This window comes from Streptomyces sp. NPDC059169, assembly GCF_042755225.1.
Taxonomy (GTDB): Bacteria; Actinomycetota; Actinomycetes; order Streptomycetales; family Streptomycetaceae; genus Streptomyces.
In genome coordinates, this window is record NZ_JBHZCF010000005.1 from 401,911 (window position 1) to 425,895 (window position 23,985).

Annotated in this window: 23 protein-coding genes and 1 riboswitch; of the genes, 18 read left to right on the forward strand and 5 right to left on the reverse strand. The window is 72.3% G+C overall.

Annotation, left to right across the window (positions count from 1 at the left end; translation table 11 throughout):
- Positions 1 to 62: 62 nt before the first annotated feature.
- A complete protein-coding gene (locus ACFXOM_RS12520) occupies positions 63 to 767 on the reverse strand; it encodes a DUF5995 family protein (protein ID WP_384937933.1) in 705 nt (234 codons plus the stop codon).
- A 105-nt stretch (positions 768 to 872) separates the two neighbouring features.
- Between ACFXOM_RS12520 and ACFXOM_RS12525 the strand changes: the two genes are divergently transcribed.
- The 11 genes from ACFXOM_RS12525 (at position 873) to ACFXOM_RS12575 (ending at position 11,557) form a co-directional block, all read left to right on the forward strand.
- Complete coding sequence (locus tag ACFXOM_RS12525; protein WP_384937930.1) at positions 873 to 2,063, forward strand: glycoside hydrolase family 6 protein; 1,191 nt, start codon at positions 873 to 875, stop codon at positions 2,061 to 2,063.
- Between the two features lie 722 nt (positions 2,064 to 2,785).
- A riboswitch (FMN riboswitch) is annotated at positions 2,786 to 2,916 on the forward strand.
- A gap of 151 nt (positions 2,917 to 3,067) precedes the next feature.
- Positions 3,068 to 4,156, forward strand: a complete 1,089-nt coding sequence (gene ribD, locus ACFXOM_RS12530; protein ID WP_385037832.1) for a bifunctional diaminohydroxyphosphoribosylaminopyrimidine deaminase/5-amino-6-(5-phosphoribosylamino)uracil reductase RibD — start codon at positions 3,068 to 3,070, stop codon at positions 4,154 to 4,156.
- Positions 4,157 to 4,768 (forward strand): riboflavin synthase, encoded by a 612-nt coding sequence (locus ACFXOM_RS12535; RefSeq protein ID WP_385037835.1) that lies wholly within the window; start codon positions 4,157 to 4,159, stop codon positions 4,766 to 4,768.
- The gene (locus ACFXOM_RS12540) at positions 4,765 to 5,415 is read left to right on the forward strand and encodes a nicotinamide riboside transporter PnuC (protein WP_384937923.1); all 651 of its coding nucleotides are present in this window, start codon (positions 4,765 to 4,767) and stop codon (positions 5,413 to 5,415) included. The genes ACFXOM_RS12535 and ACFXOM_RS12540 overlap by 4 nt, the downstream gene beginning before the upstream one ends.
- Positions 5,412 to 6,746: a bifunctional 3,4-dihydroxy-2-butanone-4-phosphate synthase/GTP cyclohydrolase II gene (locus ACFXOM_RS12545; protein ID WP_384937921.1), complete on the forward strand. Its 1,335-nt coding sequence runs from the start codon at positions 5,412 to 5,414 to the stop codon at positions 6,744 to 6,746. Before ACFXOM_RS12540 ends, ACFXOM_RS12545 begins: the two co-directional genes overlap by 4 nt.
- A 20-nt stretch (positions 6,747 to 6,766) precedes the next feature.
- The gene (gene ribH, locus ACFXOM_RS12550) at positions 6,767 to 7,252 is read left to right on the forward strand and encodes a 6,7-dimethyl-8-ribityllumazine synthase (protein ID WP_384937918.1); all 486 of its coding nucleotides are present in this window, start codon (positions 6,767 to 6,769) and stop codon (positions 7,250 to 7,252) included.
- Between the two features lie 33 nt (positions 7,253 to 7,285).
- Positions 7,286 to 7,558, forward strand: a complete 273-nt coding sequence (locus ACFXOM_RS12555) for a phosphoribosyl-ATP diphosphatase (RefSeq protein ID WP_011027788.1) — start codon at positions 7,286 to 7,288, stop codon at positions 7,556 to 7,558.
- A gap of 52 nt (positions 7,559 to 7,610) precedes the next feature.
- Complete coding sequence (gene hisG / locus ACFXOM_RS12560) at positions 7,611 to 8,459, forward strand: ATP phosphoribosyltransferase (protein ID WP_384937914.1); 849 nt, start codon at positions 7,611 to 7,613, stop codon at positions 8,457 to 8,459.
- Between the two features lie 25 nt (positions 8,460 to 8,484).
- Positions 8,485 to 8,946, forward strand: coding sequence for a PH domain-containing protein (locus ACFXOM_RS12565; protein WP_384937911.1), 462 nt, complete (start codon positions 8,485 to 8,487; stop codon positions 8,944 to 8,946).
- A gap of 182 nt (positions 8,947 to 9,128) precedes the next feature.
- Entirely contained in the window at positions 9,129 to 10,469 is a 1,341-nt protein-coding gene (locus ACFXOM_RS12570) for a hemolysin family protein (RefSeq protein ID WP_385037838.1), read from the forward strand.
- On the forward strand, positions 10,466 to 11,557 hold the full coding sequence (locus ACFXOM_RS12575) for a hemolysin family protein (RefSeq protein WP_384937907.1): 1,092 nt from the start codon (positions 10,466 to 10,468) through the stop codon (positions 11,555 to 11,557). Before ACFXOM_RS12570 ends, ACFXOM_RS12575 begins: the two co-directional genes overlap by 4 nt.
- 202 nt (positions 11,558 to 11,759) lie before the next feature.
- On the opposite strand, the gene ACFXOM_RS12580 is transcribed toward ACFXOM_RS12575, so the two are convergent.
- Both ACFXOM_RS12580 and ACFXOM_RS12585 read right to left on the reverse strand, forming a co-directional pair.
- Positions 11,760 to 13,655, reverse strand: coding sequence for an AAA family ATPase (locus ACFXOM_RS12580; protein ID WP_384947105.1), 1,896 nt, complete (start codon positions 13,653 to 13,655; stop codon positions 11,760 to 11,762).
- Between the two features lie 359 nt (positions 13,656 to 14,014).
- The gene (locus tag ACFXOM_RS12585; protein ID WP_384937902.1) at positions 14,015 to 14,653 is read right to left on the reverse strand and encodes a uridine kinase; all 639 of its coding nucleotides are present in this window, start codon (positions 14,651 to 14,653) and stop codon (positions 14,015 to 14,017) included.
- Positions 14,654 to 14,858: 205 nt separating this feature from the next.
- Here ACFXOM_RS12585 and ACFXOM_RS12590 point away from each other — a divergent pair, with 205 nt between their 5' ends.
- The 3 genes from ACFXOM_RS12590 (at position 14,859) to ACFXOM_RS12600 (ending at position 17,870) form a co-directional block, all read left to right on the forward strand.
- The gene (locus tag ACFXOM_RS12590; protein WP_384937899.1) at positions 14,859 to 16,208 is read left to right on the forward strand and encodes a peptidase C39 family protein; all 1,350 of its coding nucleotides are present in this window, start codon (positions 14,859 to 14,861) and stop codon (positions 16,206 to 16,208) included.
- 121 nt (positions 16,209 to 16,329) lie between these two features.
- Positions 16,330 to 16,479: an SCO1431 family membrane protein gene (locus tag ACFXOM_RS12595; RefSeq protein WP_385037841.1), complete on the forward strand. Its 150-nt coding sequence runs from the start codon at positions 16,330 to 16,332 to the stop codon at positions 16,477 to 16,479.
- Positions 16,480 to 16,697: 218 nt separating this feature from the next.
- The gene (locus ACFXOM_RS12600; protein WP_384937894.1) at positions 16,698 to 17,870 is read left to right on the forward strand and encodes an acyl-CoA dehydrogenase family protein; all 1,173 of its coding nucleotides are present in this window, start codon (positions 16,698 to 16,700) and stop codon (positions 17,868 to 17,870) included.
- Between the two features lie 671 nt (positions 17,871 to 18,541).
- Here the strand turns inward: ACFXOM_RS12600 and ACFXOM_RS12605 are convergent.
- On the reverse strand, positions 18,542 to 18,943 hold the full coding sequence (locus tag ACFXOM_RS12605; protein WP_384937891.1) for a hypothetical protein: 402 nt from the start codon (positions 18,941 to 18,943) through the stop codon (positions 18,542 to 18,544).
- A 206-nt stretch (positions 18,944 to 19,149) separates the two neighbouring features.
- Here ACFXOM_RS12605 and ACFXOM_RS12610 point away from each other — a divergent pair, with 206 nt between their 5' ends.
- The 4 genes from ACFXOM_RS12610 (at position 19,150) to fxsA (ending at position 23,188) form a co-directional block, all read left to right on the forward strand.
- A complete protein-coding gene (locus ACFXOM_RS12610; RefSeq protein ID WP_384937888.1) occupies positions 19,150 to 19,590 on the forward strand; it encodes an Lrp/AsnC family transcriptional regulator in 441 nt (146 codons plus the stop codon).
- A gap of 10 nt (positions 19,591 to 19,600) precedes the next feature.
- Entirely contained in the window at positions 19,601 to 21,223 is a 1,623-nt protein-coding gene (locus ACFXOM_RS12615) for an amidohydrolase (protein WP_384937885.1), read from the forward strand.
- 545 nt (positions 21,224 to 21,768) lie between these two features.
- Entirely contained in the window at positions 21,769 to 22,560 is a 792-nt protein-coding gene (locus ACFXOM_RS12620) for a polyprenol monophosphomannose synthase (protein ID WP_384947095.1), read from the forward strand.
- Between the two features lie 46 nt (positions 22,561 to 22,606).
- A complete protein-coding gene (gene fxsA / locus ACFXOM_RS12625) occupies positions 22,607 to 23,188 on the forward strand; it encodes an FxsA family membrane protein (protein ID WP_384937879.1) in 582 nt (193 codons plus the stop codon).
- Between the two features lie 350 nt (positions 23,189 to 23,538).
- Here the strand turns inward: fxsA and ACFXOM_RS12630 are convergent, their stop codons facing one another.
- Complete coding sequence (locus tag ACFXOM_RS12630) at positions 23,539 to 23,913, reverse strand: RNA polymerase-binding protein RbpA (protein WP_003959706.1); 375 nt, start codon at positions 23,911 to 23,913, stop codon at positions 23,539 to 23,541.
- Positions 23,914 to 23,985 lie beyond the last annotated feature (72 nt).

Consider the following 23,985-nt stretch of genomic DNA (forward strand, 5'->3'; position numbering starts at 1 on the left):
CGGCCCCGTCCGGTGCCTCCGCGGGCGCCGGGTCGCCGGAGGTCGGAGGGGAAGCGGGGCGCTCAGGGCCAGGGGGTGAGCAGGCAGCGTCCGACGAGCCCGACGCCCGCGTCCAGCCGCACGGTGAACTCGCGCGCCACTGAGGGGAGATCCCTGAGTCGCCAGAGCAGCAGCGCAGCGGACCAGGCTCCCTCGCGGGCCTTCTCCAGGCTCCACGATCCGACGAGATGCGTCAGGGGATCGGCGACCTCCAGGAGATCGGGCCCCGGCATCACATCTTCGCGGATGCGCTCCTCCAGCAGGGTGAGGACGTCACCTACCCGGTCGAAGTCCCCCTCCAGAGCCGCCGGTTCGCAGCCGAGCGTACGGCAGGTGTCCACCACGGCGAGTGGAAGATCGTGCCCGATGTGCGCGTTGATCCCGGCCAGTGCGAACTGCAGCGGGCGTACGCCGGGATGGCGGCGGTACTCGAACAGCGGACGCCAGCAGGCGGGCGGCCGCCGGTCGGCCGTGACGGCGTCGACGGCCGCCAGGTAGCGCTCGGCGAAGAGAACGCCCAGCGTGACCGCCGTCCTCCGGTCCGGGAACTCGCCGCAGCCGATCCGCCGCCCGAGCTCCTCCGTCACCGCGAGGTAGACGCGGTTGAACACCGCAACTCCGTCCGTCGCCGGCCAGCGAGAGCGGAACGTGCGCATCCGCTCCACTACCGGACCGATCGAAGGACGGCGGAAGTCGGTCTGCGCCGCGAACTGTTCGATCTGCGCCATGGGGGCAGCGTTCCAGCCATAGGCTCGGGCGCGTGCCGCCTGGCCGAGGCCTTCCCCAGAACGGGGGAACGGCCCCGTCACGGCGGCGGGGGAGGGAGCACGCACGTGTCAGGCGTACGCACGAAGCGCCGGGCGGAACGGGACGAGCGGCGGAGCGCCGCGCGCCACGGCCTGATGGCCGCGGCGGCCTCGGCGGTCGTCGCCGTGGGCACGGCCACCGGCCTGGTGAGCGCGATCGGGGGAGCGGAGGACGACCGGGACACGGCACGTCCCGAGGTCAGCAGCTCACTGTTGGAGGTGCCGCTGCCGGCGCGGCCCAGTCCCACGCGGTCCACTGCCGTGCCGTCGTCTCCGGCGGCCTCACCCACGGCCCCGGCGAAACGCGCTCCCCGGCCCGCACCTCGCCCGACGCGGCGCACGGAGGTGTCGACCGTCGGCTCCCGGCTGTACCTCGATCCGCGGTCACAGGTCATCGACTGGGTGCGGGCCAACCGCGACGACCCTCGGCGTCCGCTCATCGAAGCCCGGATCGCCGCCCAGCCGACCGCCGTCTGGTTCACGTCCGCCGATCCGGGCGCCATCACGGGCCAGGTGCGTTCGGTGACGTCGGCTGCCGCAGCCGCGGGGCGCGTGCCGGTCCTCGTGCCCTATGCCATTCCTGACCGCGACTGCGGAGGCGCCTCCCAGGGCGGCGCACCGAACCTCGCGGCCTACGACGACTGGATCCGGGCCTTCGCCGCCGGCCTCGGCGGGAAGCCGGTCATCGTGGTCCTCGAACCCGACTCGATCGCGCAGGCGAACTGCCTCTCCGCCGCCGAGCGGGCCGCCCGGTTCGCCTCACTGGGCCGTGCCGGTCGCACGCTGAAGGCCGCGAACCCGCGGGCGAAGGTCTACTTCGACGCCGGCCACTCCGGCTGGAACCCGGCGGGCGAGCAGGCCGCGCTGCTGCGCGCGGCCGGTGCCACGACCGCCTCGGACGGCATCTTCACCAACGTGTCCAACTTCCACCGGACGGCGGACGAGGTCCGCTACGCCCGCCGGGTGCTGGCGGCGCTGGGCGGACCCGGGCACCTGGGCGCCGTCGTCGACACGAGCCGCAACGGCAACGGCGCCCCCGCGGCGGGGGATTGGTGCGACCCTGGGGGCCGGGCGATCGGCACGGGGCCGACGACGGCCACCGGAGAGGCTCGCATCGACGCCTACCTGTGGGTGAAGCTGCCGGGAGAGTCGGACGGCTGCAAGGGGGAGCCGGGGACGTTCACCCCCGACTACGCCTACGAGCTGGCAAGCGGCTGACCGGCGGTGCGGCTCGTCCACCCTTCGGGGCGTCCTCGTCCCGGGCGGGGAACCGACCGACTCACCTTGCCGTGCTGGTCGCGGACGCTTCGACCCCCGGCAGCGCCGGTCCGGCCGCCGTGCCGGAGCGTGCCCGCGGCCAGCACCAGGCCGAAGGCCGGCACGGTCACCAGCGTGAACGACACCGCCGGCGACGTCAGGTCGGTGATCGCACCGATCCCCGGGGGTGTGACGAGCCCGGAGGCGTAGGCGATCGGGGCGACCCCGGCGATCGCGAGGCCCGCGCCGGAGGTCCACGTGGCGGGGGACCCGGCGGCGGCAAGGGCCGGGAACCGCCGCCGGGCGTCTGTGCGGGGCGACGGGGCGGGCCCGCTCCCGCTCGTGGTCCCGGATTCCCCGTTCCCCGTGCACCAACCCGCCCGTGGACGGGCGGTGTTGCCCCGGCCGCAGTCCTTTGCCGCACAGCGGCGGGCGGGGCCCGCTCCCTGACGGTGGTCGGGTGGTGTGGCCGCCGCTCGACAGGGTGGCGGGCGGGGCGTGTTGGGGCCCGGAGCCCGCGGCTGCCCGAGCTCGCGGAGGGGTGACGCAGAGACTAAGAGGACTAGACCACTAGGTCAATGGTGCGGATCGGAGTCGGGGTGGGACACCTCTGTGAGCCAGCACACAGGGGATCGCCCGCGTGGCTCAGTGGCGGGCGTGGCACACTTGCCCTGTATCAGCAGCAGCGCACTCCGGGGTCGGTGTAATTCCGAACCGGCGGTTACAGTCCGCGACCCGTCCGCATCCAGCGGCCGGTTGACCAGGTGAAATTCCTGGACCGACGGTGAAAGTCCGGATGGGAGGCAGTGCGCGGCGGGCGGCCCTCGTGGTCCGTCGGCCGTCTGTGGCCGGTCGTCTACGCGACGAACGGCTTCCGTCGGCGCAGGCGTTCCCGTAGATGTCGTTCCGCTCCCTGTCGCTATCGACAGCCCCGGAGTCCGTGCCCGAAGAGGCAGGAGGACCCGGTGGCCACCGCAGCCGACACGGACGCCATGCGCCGAGCCGTTGCGCTCGCCGCCGGCGGACTCGGCTCCACCAGCCCCAACCCGGTCGTCGGGTGCGTCATCACCGACGCCACCGGCCGGACCGTCGGCGAGGGGTACCACCAGCGCGCCGGCGGACCGCACGCCGAAGTCCACGCCCTCCGGGCGGCGGGCGAGCGCGCCCGAGGCGGCACTGCCTACGTCACCCTCGAACCCTGCAACCACACCGGCCGTACCGGTCCGTGTGCACGGGCGCTCGTCGACGCCGGGATCGCCCGCGTCCTGTACGCGGTCGCCGACCCGAACCCGCAGGCGACCGGTGGTGCCGACACCCTGAGGGCGGCCGGCGTCGAGGTCGCGCAGGGACTCCTCGCGGACGAGGCGGAGGCCGGCAACACCGCCTGGCTCACCTCCGTGCGCCTCGGCCGCCCGCACGTGGTCTGGAAGTACGCCGCCACCCTCGACGGCCGGATCGCCGCCGCCGACGGGACCAGCCGCTGGATCAGCTCGCCCGAGTCCCGTGCCGACGTGCACCGGCTGCGGGCCGAGGTCGACGCGGTGGTCGTGGGCTCGGGAACGCTCCACGCCGATGACCCGCACCTCGCCGTCCGCGGTGTCGAAGGTGCCACCCAGCCGCTCCGCGTCGTCCTCGACAGCCGCGCGACCATCCCGCCGACCGCCCGGATCCTGGACGGTGCGGCCCCCACTCTCGTCGCCGTCGCCGAGGACGCCGACACCCGACACCTGCCCGACGTCGAGTGCGCCAGGCTGCGCGCCGACGAGCGCGGCATCTCCGTGCACGCGCTGCTCGCCGAGCTGTACGGGCGCGGTATCCGGTCCGTGCTGCTCGAAGGCGGCCCGCGTCTTGCCGGGTCCTTCGTCGCCGCGGGAGCCGTCGATCGAGTCGTCGGCTACCTCGCGCCCGTATTCCTCGGCGCAGGCCCGGCGGCCCTCGCCGACGCCGGAATCACCACCATCACCGACGCCTTGCGACTCGACCTGATCGAGACCGTGGCGATCGGCCCCGACCTGCGGATCACTGCCGTCCCCACCGCCCAGAAGGAGCGCTGAGTGTTCACCGGAATCGTCGAAGAGCTGGGTGAGGTCACCGCGGTCGAGGACCTCGGCGACGCGTCCCGCTTCCGCCTGTCCGGCCCCGTCGTCACCGACGGCGCCCGGCACGGCGACTCCATCGCCGTCAACGGCGTCTGCCTCACCGTGGTGGAGTCCGGCGACGGCGAGTTCACCGCCGACGTGATGGCCGAGACGCTGAACCGTTCCAGCCTGGGTGCACTCACCGTCGGGTCCCGCGTCAACCTGGAGCGGCCCATGGCCGTCGGCGGTCGCCTCGGCGGGCACATCGTCCAGGGACACGTCGACGGCACCGGCACCGTCATCGACCGCAAACCGTCGGAGAACTGGGAGATCGTCACGATCTCGCTCCCGGCCGGGCTCGCCCGCTACGTGGTCGAGAAGGGCTCCATCACCGTCGACGGCATCAGCCTCACCGTCGTCGACGCGGCCACCGACCACTTCACCGTCAGCCTGATCCCCACGACCCTCGCGCTGACCACCCTGGGCATCAAGCAGCCCGGTGACCCGGTCAACCTCGAGGTCGACGTCATCGCCAAGTACGTGGAGCGGCTGATGGGCGCGTGCGCCTCCGAGGAGGCCGCCGAGTGAGCGCCGTTCAGTGGCTGAACTCGGAGGCGTTCACCGCCTTCGACCAGCAGATCAAGTGGTCCGACATGATCGGCAACGTGATCGGCCTGACCGCCCTCGCGCTCGGCTGGCGCCGCTCGGTGTGGACCTGGCCCGTCCAGTTCCTCTCCGGCCTCGTCCTCTTCGTCGCGTTCGCCTCCCACCTGACCGGGAGCGCCGGCAAGCAGGTCGTCGTCATGGCCGTCGCCACCTGGGGCTGGTGGAAGTGGACCCGCGGCAGGGGACAGGCGCAGGACGGCTCGATCGCCGTCCGCTTCGCCACCTGGCGCGAGCGCGGCGCGATGGTCGCCGGGGCCGCACTCGGCACCGTCGCCGTGGCCCTGCTCTTCACCGCCTACCCGAATCTGTCCTGGGACCCGTGGCCCGACGCCTACATCTTCGTCGGCACGCTCGTCGCCATGTACGCCCAGGCCCGGGGCATGGTCGAGTTCTGGTTCGCCTGGCTGCTGGTCGACCTCGTAGGGGTCCCGCTGAACTTCGCGAACGGCTACGCCTTCTCCGGATTCGTCTACGTGATCTACGGCGCGCTCGTCCTGTGGGGCATGCGCGACTGGTGGCTGCGCTCCCGCCGCAGCGCCGAGCCCTCCCTGGAAGGAGCCCCGGCATGACCGTCCGCCCCGCTTCTGGCACCGTCCCGTCCACGCCGATCGGCACCGACCCGACCGGTACCTGGTACGCCGACGGTGCCGAGGACCTCTCCCTCGACCCCGTCGAGCAGGCTGTCCGGGACATCGCCGCGGGCCGCCCCGTCGTGGTCGTCGACGACGAGGACCGTGAGAACGAGGGCGACCTCGTGATCGCGGCGGAGAAGGCTACGCCCGAGATAGTCGCCTTCATGATGAGCGAGTGCCGTGGGCTGATCTGCGCCCCCATGGAGAGCGACGAGCTGGAGCGTCTGCAACTGCCCCAGATGGTCGAGCACAACACCGAGTCGATGAGCACGGCCTTCACCGTGTCCGTCGACGCCTCCGCCGCGCACGGCGTGAGTACCGGCATCTCCGCCGCCGACCGGGCCACCACCCTGCGGCTGCTGGCCGGCGGCACCGCGGAGGCGTCCGACTTCGTGCGCCCCGGCCATGTCTTCCCGCTGCGCGCCAAGCCCGGCGGTGTCCTCGTACGCAACGGTCACACCGAGGCCGCCGTGGACCTGGCCCGGCTCGCCGGGCTCCGCCCGGCAGGAGCGATCGTCGAGATCGCCGGCGAGGACGGCGAAATGCTCCGGCTGCCGGAACTGATCCCGTTCGCGCGCAAGCACGGGCTGACGATCATCTCCATCGAGGACCTCGTCGCCTACCGGCGCAGCTCCGAGCCGACGGTCCGCCGCGAGGCCGAGACCAGCCTCCCCACCGCCCACGGGGCCTTCACCGCCTACGGCTACCGGTCCACCGTCGACGGCGTCGAGCACGTCGCCCTCGTCCACGGCAGTCTCGGTGACGGCGAGGACGTCCTCGTCCGCGTCCACTCCGAATGCCTGACCGGCGACATCTTCCATTCGCTGCGCTGTGACTGCGGCCCCCAGCTGCAGGCCTCCATGGAGCGCATCGCCGAAGCAGGTCGCGGAGTGGTCGTCTACCTGCGGGGGCACGAGGGCCGCGGCATCGGTCTGATGTCCAAGCTACGGGCGTACGAGCTCCAGGAGCGTGGTCGGGACACCCTGGACGCCAATCTGGAGCTGGGCCTGCCCGCCGACGCCCGGGACTACGCGGCGGGAGCGCAGATCCTCGACGACCTCGGCGTACGCAGCCTCCGACTGATGACCAACAACCCTGACAAGATCACCGCGCTGGTCCGCCACGGCCTGCGGGTCACCGGCCGCGAAGCCATGCCGGTGCAGGTGGGCGAGCACAACCTGCGGTACCTGCGCACCAAGCGGGACCGCATGGGACACGACCTGCCCTGGCTCGACGGCGCAACCGCGTCGACCTGCGGCAACCAGTAAGAAAAGGAACGAGGAGACACGTGAGCGGCAAGGGCGCACCCGAACTGTCCGTACGGAACTGCGGAGACCTCCGTGTGGCCGTCATCGCGGCCCAGTGGCACGAGAAGATCATGGACGGCCTCGTCGACGGCGCCCTGCGCGCCCTGCACGAGCTGGGCATCGACGAGCCGACCCTGCTGCGGGTCCCCGGGAGCTTCGAGCTCCCGGTCGTCGCCAAGGTGCTGGCGGGCCGGGGCTACGACGCCATCGTGGCGCTGGGCGTCGTCATCCGGGGCGGCACCCCCCACTTCGAGTACGTGTGCCAGGGAGTCACCCACGGCCTCACCCAGGTGTCGGTCGACACCGGCGTGCCCGTCGGATTCGGGGTACTGACCTGTGACACCGAGGAGCAGGCCCTGGACCGGGCCGGGCTGGAGGGCTCCAACGAGGACAAGGGGCACGAGGCGGTCACCGCTGCCGTGGCCACCGCGACCATCCTGCGTTCAGTATCTGAACCCTGGCGCTGAGGGGAGCGCAGTTCCGCGTAGGGTGGGACCACCATGTCCAAGAAGACGTTCGAGGAGCTCTTCACCGAGCTCCAGCACAAGGCCGCCAACGGCGATCCCGCCACCTCCCGCACCGCCGAGCTCGTCGACAAGGGCGTCCATGCCATCGGCAAGAAGGTCGTCGAGGAGGCCGCCGAGGTCTGGATGGCCGCCGAGTACGAGGGCAAGGACGCGGCAGCGGAGGAGATCTCCCAGCTGCTGTACCACGTCCAGGTGATGATGGTCGCCCGGGGGATCTCCCTCGACGACGTCTACGCCCACCTCTGAGCACACTCGTTCCCCACGCACACTCCCTCCGCACACAAAGGAAGCCCACCTCATGCTGCGCATCGCCGTCCCCAACAAGGGTTCACTCTCCGGACCTGCGGGGGAGATGCTCCATGAGGCGGGCTACCTCCAGCGCAAGGACTCCAAGGAGCTCGTCCTCGTCGACCCGGAGAACGAGGTCGAGTTCTTCTACCTGCGCCCGCGTGACATCGCGATCTACGTGAGCTCCGGGCGCCTCGACATCGGCATCACCGGACGGGACCTGCTGCTGGACTCGGGCGCCAGCGCCGAGGAGATCCTCCAGCTCGGCTTCGCTCGCTCCACCTTCCGGTACGCCACCAAGCCGGGCACCGCCGCGGGCGTCGAGGACTTCGACGGGCTGACGGTCGCCACCTCCTACGAGGGCATCGTCGCCAAGCACCTCGCCGACAACGGCATCGACGCGTCCGTGGTCCACCTCGACGGAGCCGTGGAGACCGCGATCGAACTCGGCGTCGCCCAGATCATCGCCGACGTCGTGGAGACGGGCACCAGCCTGCGTAACGCGGGACTCGAAGTGATCGGCGAGCCCATCCTCACGTCCGAGGCCGTCGTCATCCGGCGGACCGGTGCCGGTGTCGAAGAACCCAAGGTGCAGCAGTTCCTGCGTCGCCTCCAGGGCGTCCTCGTCGCCCGCTCCTACGTGATGATGGACTACGACTGCCGAGTCGAGCACCTGGAGCAGGCCGTCGCCCTCACGCCCGGACTGGAGTCGCCAACCATCTCCCCGCTGCACCACGAGGGCTGGGTGGCGGTCCGGGCCATGGTGCCCGCCAAGGAGGCCCAGCGGGTCATGGACGACCTCTACCTGCTGGGTGCCCGCGCGATCCTCACCACGGCGATCCACGCCTGCCGCCTCTGAACACGCAGTGGAGAGCGCACCACAGATGTCCGAAATCGAACAGCAGGAACCTCCTGCCCTCCCGGTCACGTTCAGACCGTCGCGCACCCGCGCCGTCCTGCTGTCGGCCGGAACGGCGATGGTGACCGTCATCACAGCCGTGGCACTGGCGCTGGAGAAGCTCGGGCCGGGGGAGCGGATCAGCTTCATCCTCACCGCGCTGGTCTTCTTCGGCGTCCTGGCCCTGCTCAGCCGTCCCAAGGTCGTCGCCGACGACCAGGGCGTCACGGTCGTCAACCTCACCCGTAGCCGCCGGCTCGCATGGGCGCAGATCCTCCGGGTGAACCTCCGACCGGGTGATCCTTGGGTGTTCCTCGACCTCAGCGACGGAACGAGCCTGCCGGTCCTCGGCATCCAGCCCGGAATCGCCCGGGAACGAGCCATCCGCGACGCACGCGCCCTGCGGATCCTCGCGGAAACGCGCGGCACCGGCACGGACAACGGTTGAGCCCCTGCCCTTCGGGGCGGGGTCGTGATTACTCTTGACGCGGAGGCGCCGGGTGCGCCTCCGCCTCACACCCGCGTGGCCGATGACGGCCCGTGAGGCAACCTGCGACCCGAGGAGTGATTCCCTCCGGCAATGGACGGATCGTCCGGTAGTACCTGCGCCGCCCCCTCGGAGGCGGCGGCATGATCATCCCGCTACTGCTGCTCTTCGCGGCATTCCTGCTCATCCTCGCCAACGGCTTCTTCGTGGCGGCCGAGTTCGGCCTCGTCACCGTGGAGCGCGCCGACGCCGAGCGCGCCGCGGCCGAGGGGGACCGCCGTGCGGGGAGCGTCGTGCGCGCGTTGCGCGAGCTGTCGTTCCAGCTCTCCGGAACCCAGCTCGGCATCACCATCACCTCGCTCGTCGTCGGCATGCTCGCGGAGCCCGCCCTCGCGCAGCTCCTCAGCGGTCCGCTCGCCGCGGTACGGCTGCCCGAGGCGGCCGTACCCGGCGTGGCCGTCGTCATCGGCATGTTGCTCGCCTCCGCCGTCCAGATGGTGGTCGGCGAGCTGGTCCCGAAGAACTGGGCGGTCTCCAGGCCGCTTCAGGTCGCCCGGTTCGTGGCCGGCCCGCAGCACCGGTTCTCGACCGTGTTCCGGCCGGTGATCGCCCTGCTCAACACCGTCGCCAACCGGCTCGTGCGGATGCTCGGCGTCGAACCCGCAGAGGAGCTGGCGTCGGCCCGTACCCCGGGCGAACTCGTCTCCCTGGCCCGCCACTCGGCCCGTGCCGGTGCGCTGGAGGAGGACACCGCGGACCTCTTCGTGCGGACCCTGTCACTCGGACGGCTCACCGCCCAGCACGTGATGACCCCGCGCGTGAAGATGAGCGCCCTCCAGTCCGATGCGACGGCGGCGGACGTCCTCAACCTCACCCGTGCCACCGGTCTGTCGCGCTTCCCCGTCTACCGGGACCGCATCGACGAGATCGTCGGCATGGTCCACCTGAAGGACGCCCTGGCCGTGCAGGCGCACCAGCGGATGCGCACCCCGGTGGGCCGGATCGCCGTCCCCCCGCTGCTGGTGCCCGAGACCCTGCCCGTGCGGCAGCTGCTGGAGCGGCTGCGCAGCGAACAGCCGATCGCCGTCGTCGTGGACGAGTACGGCGGCACGGCCGGCGTGGTCACCCTGGAGGACATCGTCGAAGAGCTCGTCGGCGAGGTGCGCGACGAGCACGACGCGGAGGGCGACGGGCGACCCGAGCTGGCGCCGGCGGCCCCCGAGGACGGCCGGCCCGCGTGGGACGCCGACGGCAGCTGCCGGGTGCTCACCCTACGGCGGATAGGCCTCGACGTCCCGGACGGTCCGTACGAGACCCTCGCCGGGCTCGTGGCCGACCTCCTCGGCCGGATCCCGGTACCGGGGGACCGGGCCGAGCTGCCGGGGTGGCGGTTGTCGGTGCGCCAGGTCGACCGCTACCGCGCCGAGCGGGTCAGGCTGGTGCGCACCGCTGACGTGCCGGCCGCTGCGGAGGCTGCCCGATGAGCCTCCTCCAATTGGTGTTCGCGGTGCTGCTGGTGCTCGCCAACGGGTTCTTCGTGGGTGCCGAATTCGCCCTGGTGTCCGTGCGTCGCAGCCAGATCGAGCCGCACGCGGCGAAGCGCGGCGCAGGATCGGTGCGAGCCCGCCAGGTGCTCCACGGCCTGGAGAACCTGCCGCAGATGATGGCCGCGGCGCAGTTCGGCATCACCATCTGTTCGCTCACGCTCGGCGCGGTCGCGGAGCCGACCGTGGCGCAGTTGGTGGAGCCGTTCTTCCACGTGCTCCACGTGCCCGAGCCTCTGATCCATCCGCTCGGCTACGTGATCGCCCTCGCCGTGGTGGTCTTCCTCCACCTCGTGATCGGCGAGATGGTCCCCAAGAACCTGGCGATGGCCGCCCCGGAGAAGACCGCGCTGTGGCTCGGGCCGGCGCTGGTCGGCTTCGCACGGCTCTGCCGGCCGGTGACCGTGGGCCTCGGCGCCTGCGCCCGGGTGGTGCTGAAGCTGTTCAGGGTCGAGCCGAAGGACGAGGTCGAGGCCGTCTTCACCAGTGACCAGCTGGGTCAGCTGGTCGAGGACGCGGGCCAGGCGGGTCTGCTCGATCCCGAGGAGCAGGAGCGGTTGGAAGACGCCCTGGAGCTGGGCAGCCGTCCGGTCGCGGACGTGCTCATCGCCCGGTCGGCCCTGGTGACCGTGCCTCCGTCGGTCACGCCCCGCCAGGTCGAGGAGCTGACCGTGCGCACGGGCTACTCCCGTTTCCCGGTGCGGGGAGAGGGCAGCGGACCGTTCATGGGATACCTCCACGTCAAGGACGTGCTGGACCTGGAGGAGCGCGAGCGGGCCGTACCGCAGCAGATCTGGCGCCCCATGGCGACGCTGCGGTCGGAGCTGCCGCTGGACGACGCCCTCACGGTCATGCGCCGGGCGGCCACCCACTTGGCGCAGGTCGCCGACGCATCGGGCCGGGTGCTCGGGCTGGTGGCGTTGGAGGACGTCCTGGAGATGCTGGTCGGCGAGGTCCGCGATCCGAACCACCGGGCTCCGGCTCCCGCCCCACGCCGCGCGCCCGCGGAGCAGGCCATGGCCGGCTGACGCACCCCCGGCCCCGCGGCGACGACCGGAGGGGCCGGGAGATCGGGGACGCCGGGGGATCGGGGAGGCCGGCGCCCCGCGCTCCGCACGGCGGGCGGTCCGGCGCCCGTGGGGCTTCTGCCCGTCCGGGCACGCGGGCTGGTGCCGCGGTCCGCCGTGACCTGCGGCCGGCGCCACGCGGCTCGGCTCGGGCTGTGCGCCCTCACGGACCCGTGGGTCCCTGCGGATCCCCGCCGACGGGTCCGCGACCCGACAGCACCTCCCCGTAGGCCTGCATCAGGTCGGCGAGCCGCAGCGTGGCGAGGTCCTCGCGGGTCGGGGTGCCGGCGTAGCCGGACAACCGCAGATCGCGGTAGGCGCAGCTCTTCTCGTAGAGGGTGCGCAGGAAGCGCCCGTTGCCCAGCTCGTCGATCCAGCCCTGGTCCACCACGTGGCCGCTGATCGACCGGAGCTCGTCCAGGGCTTCGTCGTCCCACAGGTCTCCGTTCGCCGCGGCGAGCACCCGCCCGATGGCCGTCAGCTCCAGCGGACGGTACGAGGGGAAGTCGACGCGGGTGGTGAACCGGGAGGACAGCCCGGGATTGGCGGCGAGCAGCCGGTCCATGCCCTCGGGATAGCCTGCGAGGATCACGACCAGGTGGTCGCGGTTGTCCTCGGCGCGCTTGAGCAGCACCTGTAGCGCCTCGTCGCCGTACGCGTCGCCCTTGCTGTAGCCGGAGTTCGAGAGGGAGTACGCCTCGTCGACGAAGAGCACCCCGCCGAGGGCCGAGTCGATCAGCTCGTTGGCCTTCACGGCCGTCTGGCCGAGGTACTCGCCCACGAGGTCCGACCGCTGCGCCTCCACGAGGTGGTCCCCGCCGAGCAGCCCGAGTGCATAGAACACACGTCCGAGTATGCGCGCCACCGTGGTCTTGCCGGTGCCGGAAGGTCCCGAAAAGACGAAGTGGCGCTTCGGGGGCTGCACGGGAAGCCCCTGGCCGGCTCGCAGCCGCGCCATGTTCAACTGTGCGGACAGTGCCTTGACCTGGCGTTTCACCGGCTCCAGCCCCACCATCCGCTCGAGCTCCGCCAATGCCTCGGCCAGCAGCACCGGGTCGGTGGGGCCGGACGGGAACGGTGCCGGCTGTTGCGGCGGTACGGCAGCCTTCTCCCGCACACCGCCGCCCGGGGCCACGGTCGGCCCCGTCGTTCCGAACTGCCCCTGCGGATCCGTGCCCAGTCGGGGCTCCGCGGCCGGCGGCGGGTCCGCCTCGCCCTGCGCGTCCGCCGCGTCCTGACCCAAGCCGGCCAGTGAGACGGTGGCCAGCCCCGCCGACTCGTCGGCGGGGTCGATCCCGTCGTACTCGGCGATGGCGGTGAGCCGGGCAGCCGTGTCCATGAAGGCCGGATCGACCCGGTGCACCGCCCGGTACAGCGGCAGCGCGGCGGCGCTGCGCCCGGTCCCCTCGTGCGCGCGGGCCAGCCAGTAGCGAAGCTCCTTGCGCTGCGGCTGCTCGCTGCGGCAGCGCATCAGCGCCGTCGACAGCAGGGGCTCAGCCTGGCCGTACATCTCCAACCGCACCCGCGCCATCCCGCCGAACAACCCCGCCTCGATCCCGAGCAGCGGGTCGTCGACGAGCGGCTCGGTGTGCCGCACGAGCTGCTCCCAGTCCTTGACGAGGTAGGACCGACAGGCGTGCAGGAAGCGCACCTGGGGGTCGGCGTCGACGGGGGGCAACCCGGCGAGCGCCCGATCGAGCTCCGGTACGTGCCGCCCGTCCAGCCAGTGCGAGGCGTGCGCGAGTAAGAGGTCTCGCGGGTTCTCCAGCACGGGCTGCACCCACCACCCAAGCCAGTACCAGGAGTTCAGCGTGCGTCGGTATCGGGCACGCTGCTCGCCGAAGCGCTCCCGGTTGCGGTACATCCGCAACAGGGCCGTGGTCGTGTCGACGCGCAGGGCGTGCAGGCCGAGCCAGCCGTCGGCCATTCCCGGGTCGAGGCGCACCGCCGCCCTGAATTCCTCTTCCGCCTGCGGATACGCGCCCACGGTGTAGGCGTCCACGCCGCGCACCCAGGCGAGGTCGGCCGGAGCCAGCGCGCCCTGCGTGCCGATGTCCATCGGTCCCCCACATACCGTGCCCCCGTGACCTCCCGGCGGGCGGGCGCCCGTCGGAGCGTGCTGAACCGCCTTGTCTCGGACGGGATTTGACCGCACCGAAGTGCATCGTACCTGCGCAGGCATGGGCGAATAAGGGTGACCCGATCGCCTCCCGGGTGGTGACCCTGGGTGAGCACATGGTCCGCGAATGGTGCTGGGGGGAGGGGCGTGAAGGCAGAACGAAGCCCCCGATCACGGGGGAACAACCGGGGGCTTCGCGTCAGGGCGGCTCCGGAAAGCCGCATATTGAGAACGTAAGACCTGTATGGGCCCTGGGTCAAGCGGAGTTGGGGTACTCGGCGAGGCGGATTCCTGACTGCTCAGTACGGAGGGGACAGACGGTTACTTTCTGTGATGTGCCGGGCGGTGCCCGCTGTCTTCCCAGGTCCCGGACGCCACTCGTAGCCCTCAGGACACTCGCGTATCAGGTCGTCGGCGTACGAACGCGAGGGATCGACGGCGAAGTGGCGGATCTCCGCCACGGTCCAGCCGTCCCAGAAACCGGACAGTGCCGGCCCGTCGCGGCGGCGGCCGCGCGCCCAGGACTCCTGCGCCGCACGGTCCATCCAGAGCAGTCGCGCGAGGTGGGGACGCAGTGCCCGGCGGCCCGAACCCACCCCCTCTACCAGGACGACCGGGGCGGCGGGAAGCGGCCGCGAGGGCCCGAAACGGCGCAGCTCCCAGTCGTACGGCGGGTAGCCGGCGTCCTCCCCGCGTGACAGGGGGGCGATCACCTGGTCGAGCAACCGCCCGGTCCATGCGAAGAGTTCATCGTGGGTGGCGATGTCGTCGAGGTGGAGCACCGGCGCTCCACCGAGCGCTCCGGCCAGCCGGTCCGCGAACGTGCTCTTGCCCGACCCCGCGTGCCCGTCGACCGCGATCAGCCGCACCGGGCCGCAGGACGCCGGAAGGGCGCGCAGCGCGGCGGCGGCGCCGTCGAGGGAACGGTCGGGACTCATGGGCGCCAGCCTACGGGGCGCCCCCATGGATGTCGTGGACACCGCAGGTCGCAGCACCGGACGACCTCGGACGCCGTGCCCGTGGCCGGGCGCACGGGCCGCCCGCCGGCCATTCACGGGGCGACGCGGGCCGAATGACCGACAGCCGCCCGGCCCGAACCGGGATAGTTGCCCCACTGCAGCGCCCCCGACCTCTGGAGTCCGCATGCCCAGACCTGCTTCGCGCCGCACCCTGCTGACCGCCGCCCTGGCTGCCGCGGCCGGTGGGAGCACGCTGTCACCGGCCGTCCCCGCAGCCGCCGCACCGGGCGCCGCCGCGGCCCGGCCGCTCGTGGACAACCACTTCTGGACCTCGTACGCCGACTGGCTGAGCGGCGGCCACACCGGTACCCGCGCCGTCCTGGGCAGCCGCCCCGGCATCGTGATCGCGACCCCCCTGGGGCGCACGAACTACACCGATCCGTACACCGGGAAGGTCACATCCTGGGAGTACGCGATGTGGACCTCGCCCGTCCACCGCCCGAGGGTTCCGGCCACCGAGGCCGTCGCGTCGTGGAACGCCCACACCCCGCCCGGTACCTGGCTGAGGATCCAGCTCTCGGGGACGTACTCGGACGGCACGTCCTCCCCGTGGTTCGTCATGGGCCGCTGGGCGGCCGGGGACGGCGACATCCGCCGGAACTCCATCGACCGCCAGACCGACGGGAAGGCCACCGTCCGGACCGACACCCTCGCCCTCCGCGCCCCGGCGAGCGGGCTCAGGCTGACCTCGTACCGGCTGCGCCTCACCCTCTACCGCAAGCCGGGCACCGCCCTCAGCCCCACCGTGTGGCGCACCGGGGCGATGGTCTCCGACGTCCCGGACCGCTTCTCCGTCCCGGCCTCGGCGCCCGCCTTCGCCGGGGAGCTCGCCGTGCCCCGCTACTCGCAGAACGTCCACACCGGCCAGTACCCCGAGTACGACAACGGCGGCGAGGCGTGGTGCAGCCCCACGTCCTCGCAGATGACGGTCGAGTTCTGGGGCCGGCGTCCCACGGCGCGGGACCTCGCCTGGGTGAACCCCTCCTTCAGCGACCCCCAGGTCTGTCACGCCGCCCGCCACACCTACGACTACCAGTACAAGGGGTGCGGCAACTGGCCGTTCAACGCCGCCTACGCCGCCACGTACCGGGACATGAACGCGGTAGTGACCCGGCTGGAGTCCCTCGGGCAGTTGGAGTCGCTGGTACGGGCCGGAATCCCGGTGATCACCTCGCAGTCGTTCCGCAAGGAGGAGCTCACCGGGGCCGGGTACGGCACCTCCGGCCACCTGATGACCGTGATCGGCTTCACCCGGGCCGGCGACGTGATCGCCAATGACCCGGCGTCCCCGAGCAACGCCGCCGTCCGCCGCGTCTACCGTCGGGCGCAGTGGGAGACGATCTGGCTCCGGACGAAGCGGTACGACGCGCGGGGGAGAGTTGCGTCGGGCACAGGGGGCGTCTGCTACGTCTACTGGCCCGAGAGCCCGACCGCCGCGCAGCGCAAGGCCCTCGCCGCCCTCGGCATCCGCTGACGCGGGCCCGGCGCGCTGATTCCCCGGGAGAGGGGTGACCGGTGTCACTGCCCTCCCGGGGATCCCCTGGCACCGTGGTCGGCCGGGGGACGCACACTGCCAGCCGAACGAGCGAGATGCCATGACCGCAAGCGCCACCACCGCTGCCCGAACCCGCCGCCGGACCCGTTCCGGCGGCCCTGACAACGGCCCCAGGATCGTGGAGCACGTCCTCGGCTGGACGCTGGTCGTCGTCTTCGCCATGCTCGTCACCCAGACCGGGCTCATGTGACGCTCCGCGGGGGCCGTCCTGCACCGGGACGTCTGCCCATGCGGGCGAAATCGGCTCGCCCTCCGTGACGGCCCTGCCGGACGGGGCATACTCACCACGCAACGGCAGCCGGCCCCGGCGACTCCCGCGAACAGTGAGCGCACGCTGGCTCTCCGCAGGCCGGCGTCGCCGGCCCCCGCGCGACCGCCGAAGCGCCCGCAAGGGGAGGAGTGCGCCCCATGTCCGACCGCCCTGGGCAGCACGTGGAACGCATGCTGCCCACCGAGGAGGCCGGGGACCTCATCGCCCTGGTCCGTGACCTCGCCCAGCGGGAGATCGTTCCCCGCGCGGCCGAGGAGGAGAACGCGGGCGTCTTTCCCCGCGGGACGTTCTCGCTGCTCTCGCGTGCCGGGCTGCTCGGTCTCCCGTACGGATCCGCATACGGCGGCGGGGACCAGCCCTACGAGGTCCACCTGCAGGTCATTGAGGAGCTCGCCGCGGCCCGGCTCACCGTGGGGCTCGGGGTGAGCGTGCACTCCCTCGCCTGCCATGCGCTCGCCCACTTCGGGACGGAGGAACAGCGGGCGGAGCAACTGCCCGCGATGCTGGGCGGCGAGCTGCTCGGGGCGTACTGCCTCTCCGAGCCGTCATCGGGCTCGGACGCGGCCTCCCTGCGGACGAAGGCGGTACGGGACGGGGGCGAGTGGGTGATCACGGGTACCAAGGCCTGGATCACGCACGGCGGCGTCGCCGACTTCTACACCGTCCTCGCCCGCTCGGGCGGCGAGGGGGCGCACGGGATCACGGCGTTCCTGGTGCCGGGGGACGCGGGCGGGCTCAGCGCCGCGGAGCCCGAGAAGAAGATGGGCCTGAAGGGGTCCCCGACCGCCCAGCTGCACTTCGACGGGGTTCGCGTGGCGGACTCCCGCCGCGTGGGGGAGGAGGGGCAGGGCTTCGCGATCGCCCTGTCGGCGCTGGACTCGGGGCGTTTGGGCATCGCCGCGTGCTCGGTGGGAGTCGCCCAGGCGGCGCTGGACGAGTCGGTCGCGTACGCCAGGAGCCGGCAGCAGTTCGGGCACCCCATTGCGGACTTCCAGGGGCTGCGCTTCATGCTCGCCGACATGGCGACGAAGATCGAGGCGGGCCGTGCGCTGTACCTGGCCGCAGCGCGGCTGCGGGACGCCGGTCGCCCCTTCTCGGCACAGGCCGCCATGGCGAAGCTGTTCTGCACGGACGCGGCGATGCAGGTGACGACGGACGCCGTGCAGGTCCTCGGCGGCTACGGCTACACCGCGGACTTCCCGGTCGAGCGGCTGATGCGCGAGGCGAAGGTGCTGCAGATCGTCGAGGGCACCAACCAGATCCAGCGCATGGTCATCGCCCGTCACCTCGCGGGGCCAGAGTCCCGCTGACCCATCCCGTCCTTTCGATCCACACCGGGGCGGCCGTCAGCCTGTTCCACTCCTGGTCCCGGCGACCGGGAAGAGTCCGTCCGTCGCTCGCCCAACGGCGGATCAGATCACGGTAGATGGGCGGATCGGCCGAACGCGGAACCGATTCTTCGTGACGCGGTGTCAACAGTCGTCGGCGGCCCTGGCCGCCCGTGGTGTACTGCGGACTCATGCCCGGGCAACGCCGATCGGCCGTTCGGGGTCACCGGTGCGCCGAATCGGGCGCCAGTTCGCCACGTACCCGGGACGGCGCCCCGGAACGCCCCGGCCGCGATGAGCAGCCGGGATGGGGTGCCCAGAGCGCCCCGGCGACCGTGGCGGCTGCAGTCCCTCGGGGTGACGCCGACCACGAACGGGGGTGTGGGCCCTGCGCGTGATTGACGTATGCCGAGGCCGCACCGTCGGCGGGGCTCGCGACGCCCCACCGGGCGCCTGAGCGCTCCGCCGGCAGGGGCTGACCGCGCCGCCCGCCCGGAGATCGGGGCGTCGCGCCGTGCCCCGCGGCACGGCGGGGCGACCTCCGTGCCGCGGGGGATGTCACTGCCGACGGAAGTGGCCGGTCGGATCGGAAGCGGCCGGCCGGACCGCAACGGGGCCGAGCGGGACCTGGGACTGCGGACGTCCGAGCGGGCTCATGCGGCCCGGCGGACCACCGGGACTCTGATCGGACGCGAACCCGGTCCGCCCACGTGGGAGAACGGCTGCATCCGCCAGTCGAGCCCCTGAGGGAGCGTCAGCAGCAGCGAGGTGTCCTGCTCCTGGACCTCGCGGGTCTCGTCGGCGGGACGTGCGTCGGCCGCCGGCCGGCCGGTGCCGGCGCACACCGAGAGCACGAACGGGTTCCAGGGCGTCGGGCACAGGGCGTGCTCGGGCAGCACGTCCTCGTCGGCGAGCAGCGCGATCGGCTGCGCACAGTCCGGGCAGATCACCCGGTACATCTCGAATGTGTCGTAGAAGTCCTCGCCGTCCTCGTGGGATCCGACGGAATCGACAGGCTCCGGTTCGGTACGTCCGGTGCGCTTCACACTCTGCATGGAGATTCTCCCCCTCGGGTGGGGCCGACCAGGCGCTTGCGGCCTCGACCACACCAAGCACTTCCCTCCGGGATCCGGAGGTAACCGTAGGGTCTCGAAGGACACGGCCGGGAGGCTGTGGTGTTGGTCACATCACCTGCCGCAGGCGCCCCGGCGGGGAGCGGCCGACTGTGCCGGAAGGGCCCGGTGGCCATAGGTTGATCCGCATGGAGGAGCTGGATCGTCAGATCGTCGAGTTGCTCGTCAGGGACGGGCGCATGAGCTACACCGACCTGGGCAAGGCCACCGGCTTGTCCACCTCGGCGGTGCACCAGCGGGTGCGGCGGCTCGAACAACGCGGTGTCATCCGCGGGTACGCAGCCGTCGTGGACCCCGAGGAGGTGGGACTGCCCCTCACGGCGTTCATCTCGGTGAAACCGTTCGACCCGAGCGCCCCCGACGACATCGCCGAGCGGCTCGCCGGGGTGTCCGAGATCGAGGCTTGCCACAGTGTCGCCGGCGACGAGAACTACATCCTCAAGGTCCGTGTCGGCACACCCCTGGAACTGGAGGAACTGCTGACCCAGATCCGCTCGCTGGCCGGTGTGTCCACCCGCACCACCGTGGTCCTCTCGACCCCGTACGAGGCACGGCCGCCGCGAATCTAGGCTGTCCTGCATGAGTGACAGCGTGCCCCCGGCAGAACACCGCACCGTGCTGCTGCGCGGTGGAGACATCCACAGCCCCGCCGATCCGTTCGCCACCGCCATGGTCGTCGAGCGCGGGCACGTCGCCTGGGTGGGCTCCGAGGGGGCGGCGGACGCGTTCGCCGCCGGGGTCGACGAGGTGATCGACCTGGAAGGCGCGCTGGTCGCCCCCGCGTTCGTGGACGCGCACGTCCACGCGACGGCGACCGGGCTCGCTCTCACCGGGCTCGACCTCACCGGTACGGCCTCGCTCGCCGAGGCCGCCGCGCGCATCCGGGACCACGCCGCGGCCCGTCCCGCGGACCGCATCCTCATCGGGCACGGCTGGGACGCGTCCCGCTGGCCCGAGCAGCGGCCGCCCCGCCGTGACGAGCTGGACGAACTCACCGGCGGTCGCCCGCTCTACCTCACCCGGGCCGACGTCCACTCGGCGGTCGTCACCACCGCGCTGCTCGACCTCGTGCCCGGTGTCCGCGACATGCCCGGCTTCCGGGACGGCGAGCCGCTCACCAAGGCCGCCCATCACGCCGTGCGTGCCGCCGCGTACGCCGCCGTGTCGCCCGGGCAGCGGTCCGAGGCACAGTCGGCCGCGCTCCGGCGCGCCGCGTCCCTCGGCATCGGCACCGTGCACGAGTGCGGCGGCCCCGACATCTCCTCCGAGGACGACTTCACGGGACTGCTCGAGACGGCGGCGCAGGAGCACGGGCCGCGGGTCGTGGGCTACTGGGCGGACACGGACGTGGAGCGTGCGCGTGCCCTCGGGGCCTCAGGTGCGGCCGGCGACCTCTTCGCCGACGGCTCGCTCGGCTCCCACACGGCCTGCCTCCACGAACCGTATGCGGACGCGGGGCACGCCGGGGTCGCGTACCTGGACGCGGCAGCCGTCGCCGCCCATGTCACGGCCTGCACCGAGGCCGGGATCCAGGCCGGCTTCCACGCCATCGGCGATCATGCGCTCGCCAACGTGGTCGAGGGGATGAGAGCCGCCGCGTCCGCCCTGGGGCTGGACCGCATCAGGGCCGGTCGCCATCGGATCGAACACGCCGAGATGCCGACCCCGGAGACGGTCGCCGCCTTCGCCGAGTTCGGGCTCACCGCCTCCGTCCAGCCCGCCTTCGATGCCGCGTGGGGCGGTGACACCGGCATGTACGCCAGCCGCCTGGGCGTCGAGCGGGCCCGCACTCTCAACCCGTACGCCTCGCTGCTGCGCGCGGGAGTGCCGCTCGCGTTCGGTTCGGACAGCCCGGTCACCCCGCTCGATCCCTGGGGCGCGGTACGCGCCGCCGCCTTCCACCGCACCCCCGAGCACCGGATCTCGGTACGCGCCGCGTTCGCCGCCCACACCCGGGGCGGCTGGCGGGCGAGTGGACGGGACGACGCGGGCACGCTGGTGCCCGGCGCGCCCGCGGACTACGCCGTGTGGCGTACGGGCGACCTCGTCGTCCAGGCCCCGGACGACCGGGTCGCCCGCTGGTCCACGGACCCCCGCTCCGGCACTCCCGGGCTGCCCGATCTGAGCCCCGGTGCGGCCCTCCCCACGTGTCTGCGGACCGTTGTCTTCGGACAAACGGTCTACGTGCGACCGAACGAGTGACATCGGGGTATTTCGCCCCCTCGGTCACTGCTCCATGTGCTCCGTCGCGACCTGCGGATCTTCTGCGCTGACCAGCCCGTTCGATCAATCGCTCCAGTTTGCACGACTGTTGACAGAGTCCGCCCGAAGGCGGGTAGGTTCGGCCGAGTCCACCACGGGACGTCCGACCGGTCGAGTCTCCACGCAGTCGTCGAACGCCGCTGGGTCAGGGGGTGAGGCGCCGGACAGGCGCAGCACCACTGGGAGCCAGGTTCAGCGCCCGCGCCTCGGGGCGAGGGAAGGCTCCGGCCGGTAGGGGTCCCCCCTGCTCCGCGTGAGCTTGGGGGAAGGTGCGACCCGGGTGGGGCCCGGCGTTCAGTAGACAACGGCTCTCGGGCGATCCGCAGCCAGCGGGTCCCAGGCCGGCCCGAAGGACGCCGGGTCCGATCCGTTCGTGGCGGTGTCCGCGGTACCGCCCCGCCCGCCCGTCCCGCCCGTGCCGTCGCAGATCCGTCACCGCCGCTCGCTATGGTGGGTCTTCGCGTACGGACGTTAAAGGGGCAGAAGTGAACGACGGCGGTCAGAGGCGGTACGGCCCGCTGGGCAGAGCCTTGGTGATCATCCCGACCTACAACGAGGCCGAGAACATCAAGCCGATCGTCTCGCGGGTTCGCTCCGCCGTACCGGATGTGGACATCCTGGTCGCCGACGACAACAGCCCCGACGGCACCGGGAAGATCGCCGACGAGATCTCCGCCGAGGACGGCAGGGTGCACGTTCTGCACCGCAAGGGCAAGGAAGGGCTCGGCGCGGCCTACCTGGCCGGTTTCCGCTGGGGCTTGGACCACGGGTACGGCGTCCTCGTCGAGATGGACGCCGACGGCTCCCACCAGCCGGAGGAGCTGCCGCGGCTGCTCACCGCGCTCAAGGGCGCCGACCTCGTCCTCGGCTCCCGCTGGGTTCCGGGCGGGCGGATCGTGAACTGGCCGAAGTCCCGCGAGTACATCTCGCGGGGCGGCAGCCTCTACTCGCGGGTCCTGCTCGACGTCCCCATCCGCGACGTCACCGGCGGCTACCGGGCCTTCCGCAGCGAGACCCTGGCGGGGCTCGGGCTGGATGACGTGGCGTCCGCCGGCTACTGCTTCCAGGTCGATCTGGCCCGCCGGGCCGTGGCAGCCGGGTTCCACGTCGTCGAGGTCCCGATCACCTTCGTGGAACGCGAGCGCGGCGACTCGAAGATGAGCAAGGACATCCTCGTCGAGGCGCTGTGGCGGGTCACCGCCTGGGGCGTCGGAGCGCGGGCGGGCCGACTGCTCGGCAAGCGCCCGGCCGGGCCGTCCTCACCGCCGTCCTCCTGATCCCGCCCTTACGCCGTCCCGGCGGGCGGCCAGGCACACTGGGGGCATGACGACCGGCGTACGCACCCCGACCGCCCCGAAGCGCTCACGCGCCCGCACCCTCGTCCCGCTGGGCATCGCCGCGTGGCTGGTGCTCGAGATCTGGCTGTTGACCCTGGTGGCCTCGGCGGCGGGCGGGGTCACCGTCTTCGCCCTGCTCGTGGGCGGTGGCGTGCTCGGCGTGGTGGTCGCCAAGCGGGCCGGGCGGCGGGCCTTGAGGAACCTCACCGAGACCCTGCAGCGCCAGCAGCAGCCGGGTGCGGCACCCTCGATCACCGCCGAGCGCCAGGGGCCCGGCAACGGCTTCGTGATGCTGGCGGGGCTGCTCCTGATGATCCCGGGACTGATTTCCGACGTCGCCGGACTGCTGCTGCTCGTGCCCCCGGTCAGGTCGGTCGCCGGCCGCCTCGTGGAGGGGTCGCTGGAGCGCCGGATGCGCAAGGCCGCTCCCGGATCCCTCGGCGACGTCTTCCAACAGGCCCGCATGCACCGTCCGGACGGCAAGGTCGTGCCGGGCGAGGTCATCCGGGAGGACGTGACCAGCCCGCCGCGTCCGGACGAAGGCCCGCGCCCGCCGCTGGTCCGGTAGACGCGGTCGGACGGGCTGGCCGCGTCCCGTCCGAGGGGCCGGGGCGCGCCCGGTGCCGCCACCCGTGCCGTGCGTGCGCCGCCGCTCGGCCCGGTGCGTCGCCACCGCCGTGCAAGCCGCCCCAGTCGAGTCGCCGAGCCGCCGGACGGCCCCGAGGGGCCGGGAACCGTGCGGTGCCGTTCCCCGGGCCCGGCGAGCCGCTCGCGACGGCCAGGGGTGCGCCGTGGACGTCCGGGGCGGCCCCGGCCGCACAGGGCGGGGGATCCTCCGGAGAACGAGCCGCGGGCTGCGGCACACGTGGTGTGTGCGGCAGCCCGCGGCTCGTTCTCCGTGCGCTGTGGTGGTCGTCGTTAGGCGGACTTCCTGCTGTCACGCGGATGCACGGCGATGTTCATGGCTCCGGAGCGGAGGACGGCCAGCCGCTCGGCCAGCACCTCCTCGAGCTCCTCGCGGGTGCGCCGCTCCATGAGCATGTCCCAGTGCGTACGCGCGGGCTTGCCCTTCTTCTCCTCGGGGCCGTCCCCGTCCACCAGGAGTGCCTGGGCGCCGCACGCCTTGCACTCCCACTCCGGCGGAATCTCCGCCTCAACCGAGAACGGCATCTCGAAACGATGTCCGTTCTGGCATGCGTACTCCACCGCCTGGCGCGGGGCCAGATCGATGCCGCGGTCGGTCTCGTAGCTGGTCACCACGAGGCGCGTGCCGCGAAGAGCTCGCTCACTCATGAATCGTGCCTCCCGGGCTTGTCGCCCACAGGACAGGTGTCGCTGTCGTCGTCATCCGGTCAACGTCCGGTC

What these genes read in the sequence shown, in the direction of transcription:
- ACFXOM_RS12610 (WP_384937888.1), top strand. Translation starts at nt 19,150, where the DNA reads ATGGAGGAGCTGGATCGTCAGATCGTCGAGTTGCTCGTCAGGGACGGG.
- hisG (WP_384937914.1), top strand. Translation starts at nt 7,611, where the DNA reads ATGCTGCGCATCGCCGTCCCCAACAAGGGTTCACTCTCCGGACCTGCG.
- ACFXOM_RS12555 (WP_011027788.1), top strand. Translation starts at nt 7,286, where the DNA reads ATGTCCAAGAAGACGTTCGAGGAGCTCTTCACCGAGCTCCAGCACAAG.
- ACFXOM_RS12615 (WP_384937885.1), top strand. Translation starts at nt 19,601, where the DNA reads ATGAGTGACAGCGTGCCCCCGGCAGAACACCGCACCGTGCTGCTGCGC.
- ACFXOM_RS12580 (WP_384947105.1), bottom strand. Translation starts at nt 13,655, where the DNA reads ATGGACATCGGCACGCAGGGCGCGCTGGCTCCGGCCGACCTCGCCTGG.
- ACFXOM_RS12590 (WP_384937899.1), top strand. Translation starts at nt 14,859, where the DNA reads ATGCCCAGACCTGCTTCGCGCCGCACCCTGCTGACCGCCGCCCTGGCT.
- ACFXOM_RS12630 (WP_003959706.1), bottom strand. Translation starts at nt 23,913, where the DNA reads ATGAGTGAGCGAGCTCTTCGCGGCACGCGCCTCGTGGTGACCAGCTAC.
- ACFXOM_RS12575 (WP_384937907.1), top strand. Translation starts at nt 10,466, where the DNA reads ATGAGCCTCCTCCAATTGGTGTTCGCGGTGCTGCTGGTGCTCGCCAAC.
- ACFXOM_RS12565 (WP_384937911.1), top strand. Translation starts at nt 8,485, where the DNA reads ATGTCCGAAATCGAACAGCAGGAACCTCCTGCCCTCCCGGTCACGTTC.
- ACFXOM_RS12545 (WP_384937921.1), top strand. Translation starts at nt 5,412, where the DNA reads ATGACCGTCCGCCCCGCTTCTGGCACCGTCCCGTCCACGCCGATCGGC.
- ACFXOM_RS12605 (WP_384937891.1), bottom strand. Translation starts at nt 18,943, where the DNA reads ATGCAGAGTGTGAAGCGCACCGGACGTACCGAACCGGAGCCTGTCGAT.
- fxsA (WP_384937879.1), top strand. Translation starts at nt 22,607, where the DNA reads ATGACGACCGGCGTACGCACCCCGACCGCCCCGAAGCGCTCACGCGCC.
- ACFXOM_RS12595 (WP_385037841.1), top strand. Translation starts at nt 16,330, where the DNA reads ATGACCGCAAGCGCCACCACCGCTGCCCGAACCCGCCGCCGGACCCGT.
- ACFXOM_RS12585 (WP_384937902.1), bottom strand. Translation starts at nt 14,653, where the DNA reads ATGAGTCCCGACCGTTCCCTCGACGGCGCCGCCGCCGCGCTGCGCGCC.
- ACFXOM_RS12600 (WP_384937894.1), top strand. Translation starts at nt 16,698, where the DNA reads ATGTCCGACCGCCCTGGGCAGCACGTGGAACGCATGCTGCCCACCGAG.
- ACFXOM_RS12570 (WP_385037838.1), top strand. Translation starts at nt 9,129, where the DNA reads ATGATCATCCCGCTACTGCTGCTCTTCGCGGCATTCCTGCTCATCCTC.
- ACFXOM_RS12520 (WP_384937933.1), bottom strand. Translation starts at nt 767, where the DNA reads ATGGCGCAGATCGAACAGTTCGCGGCGCAGACCGACTTCCGCCGTCCT.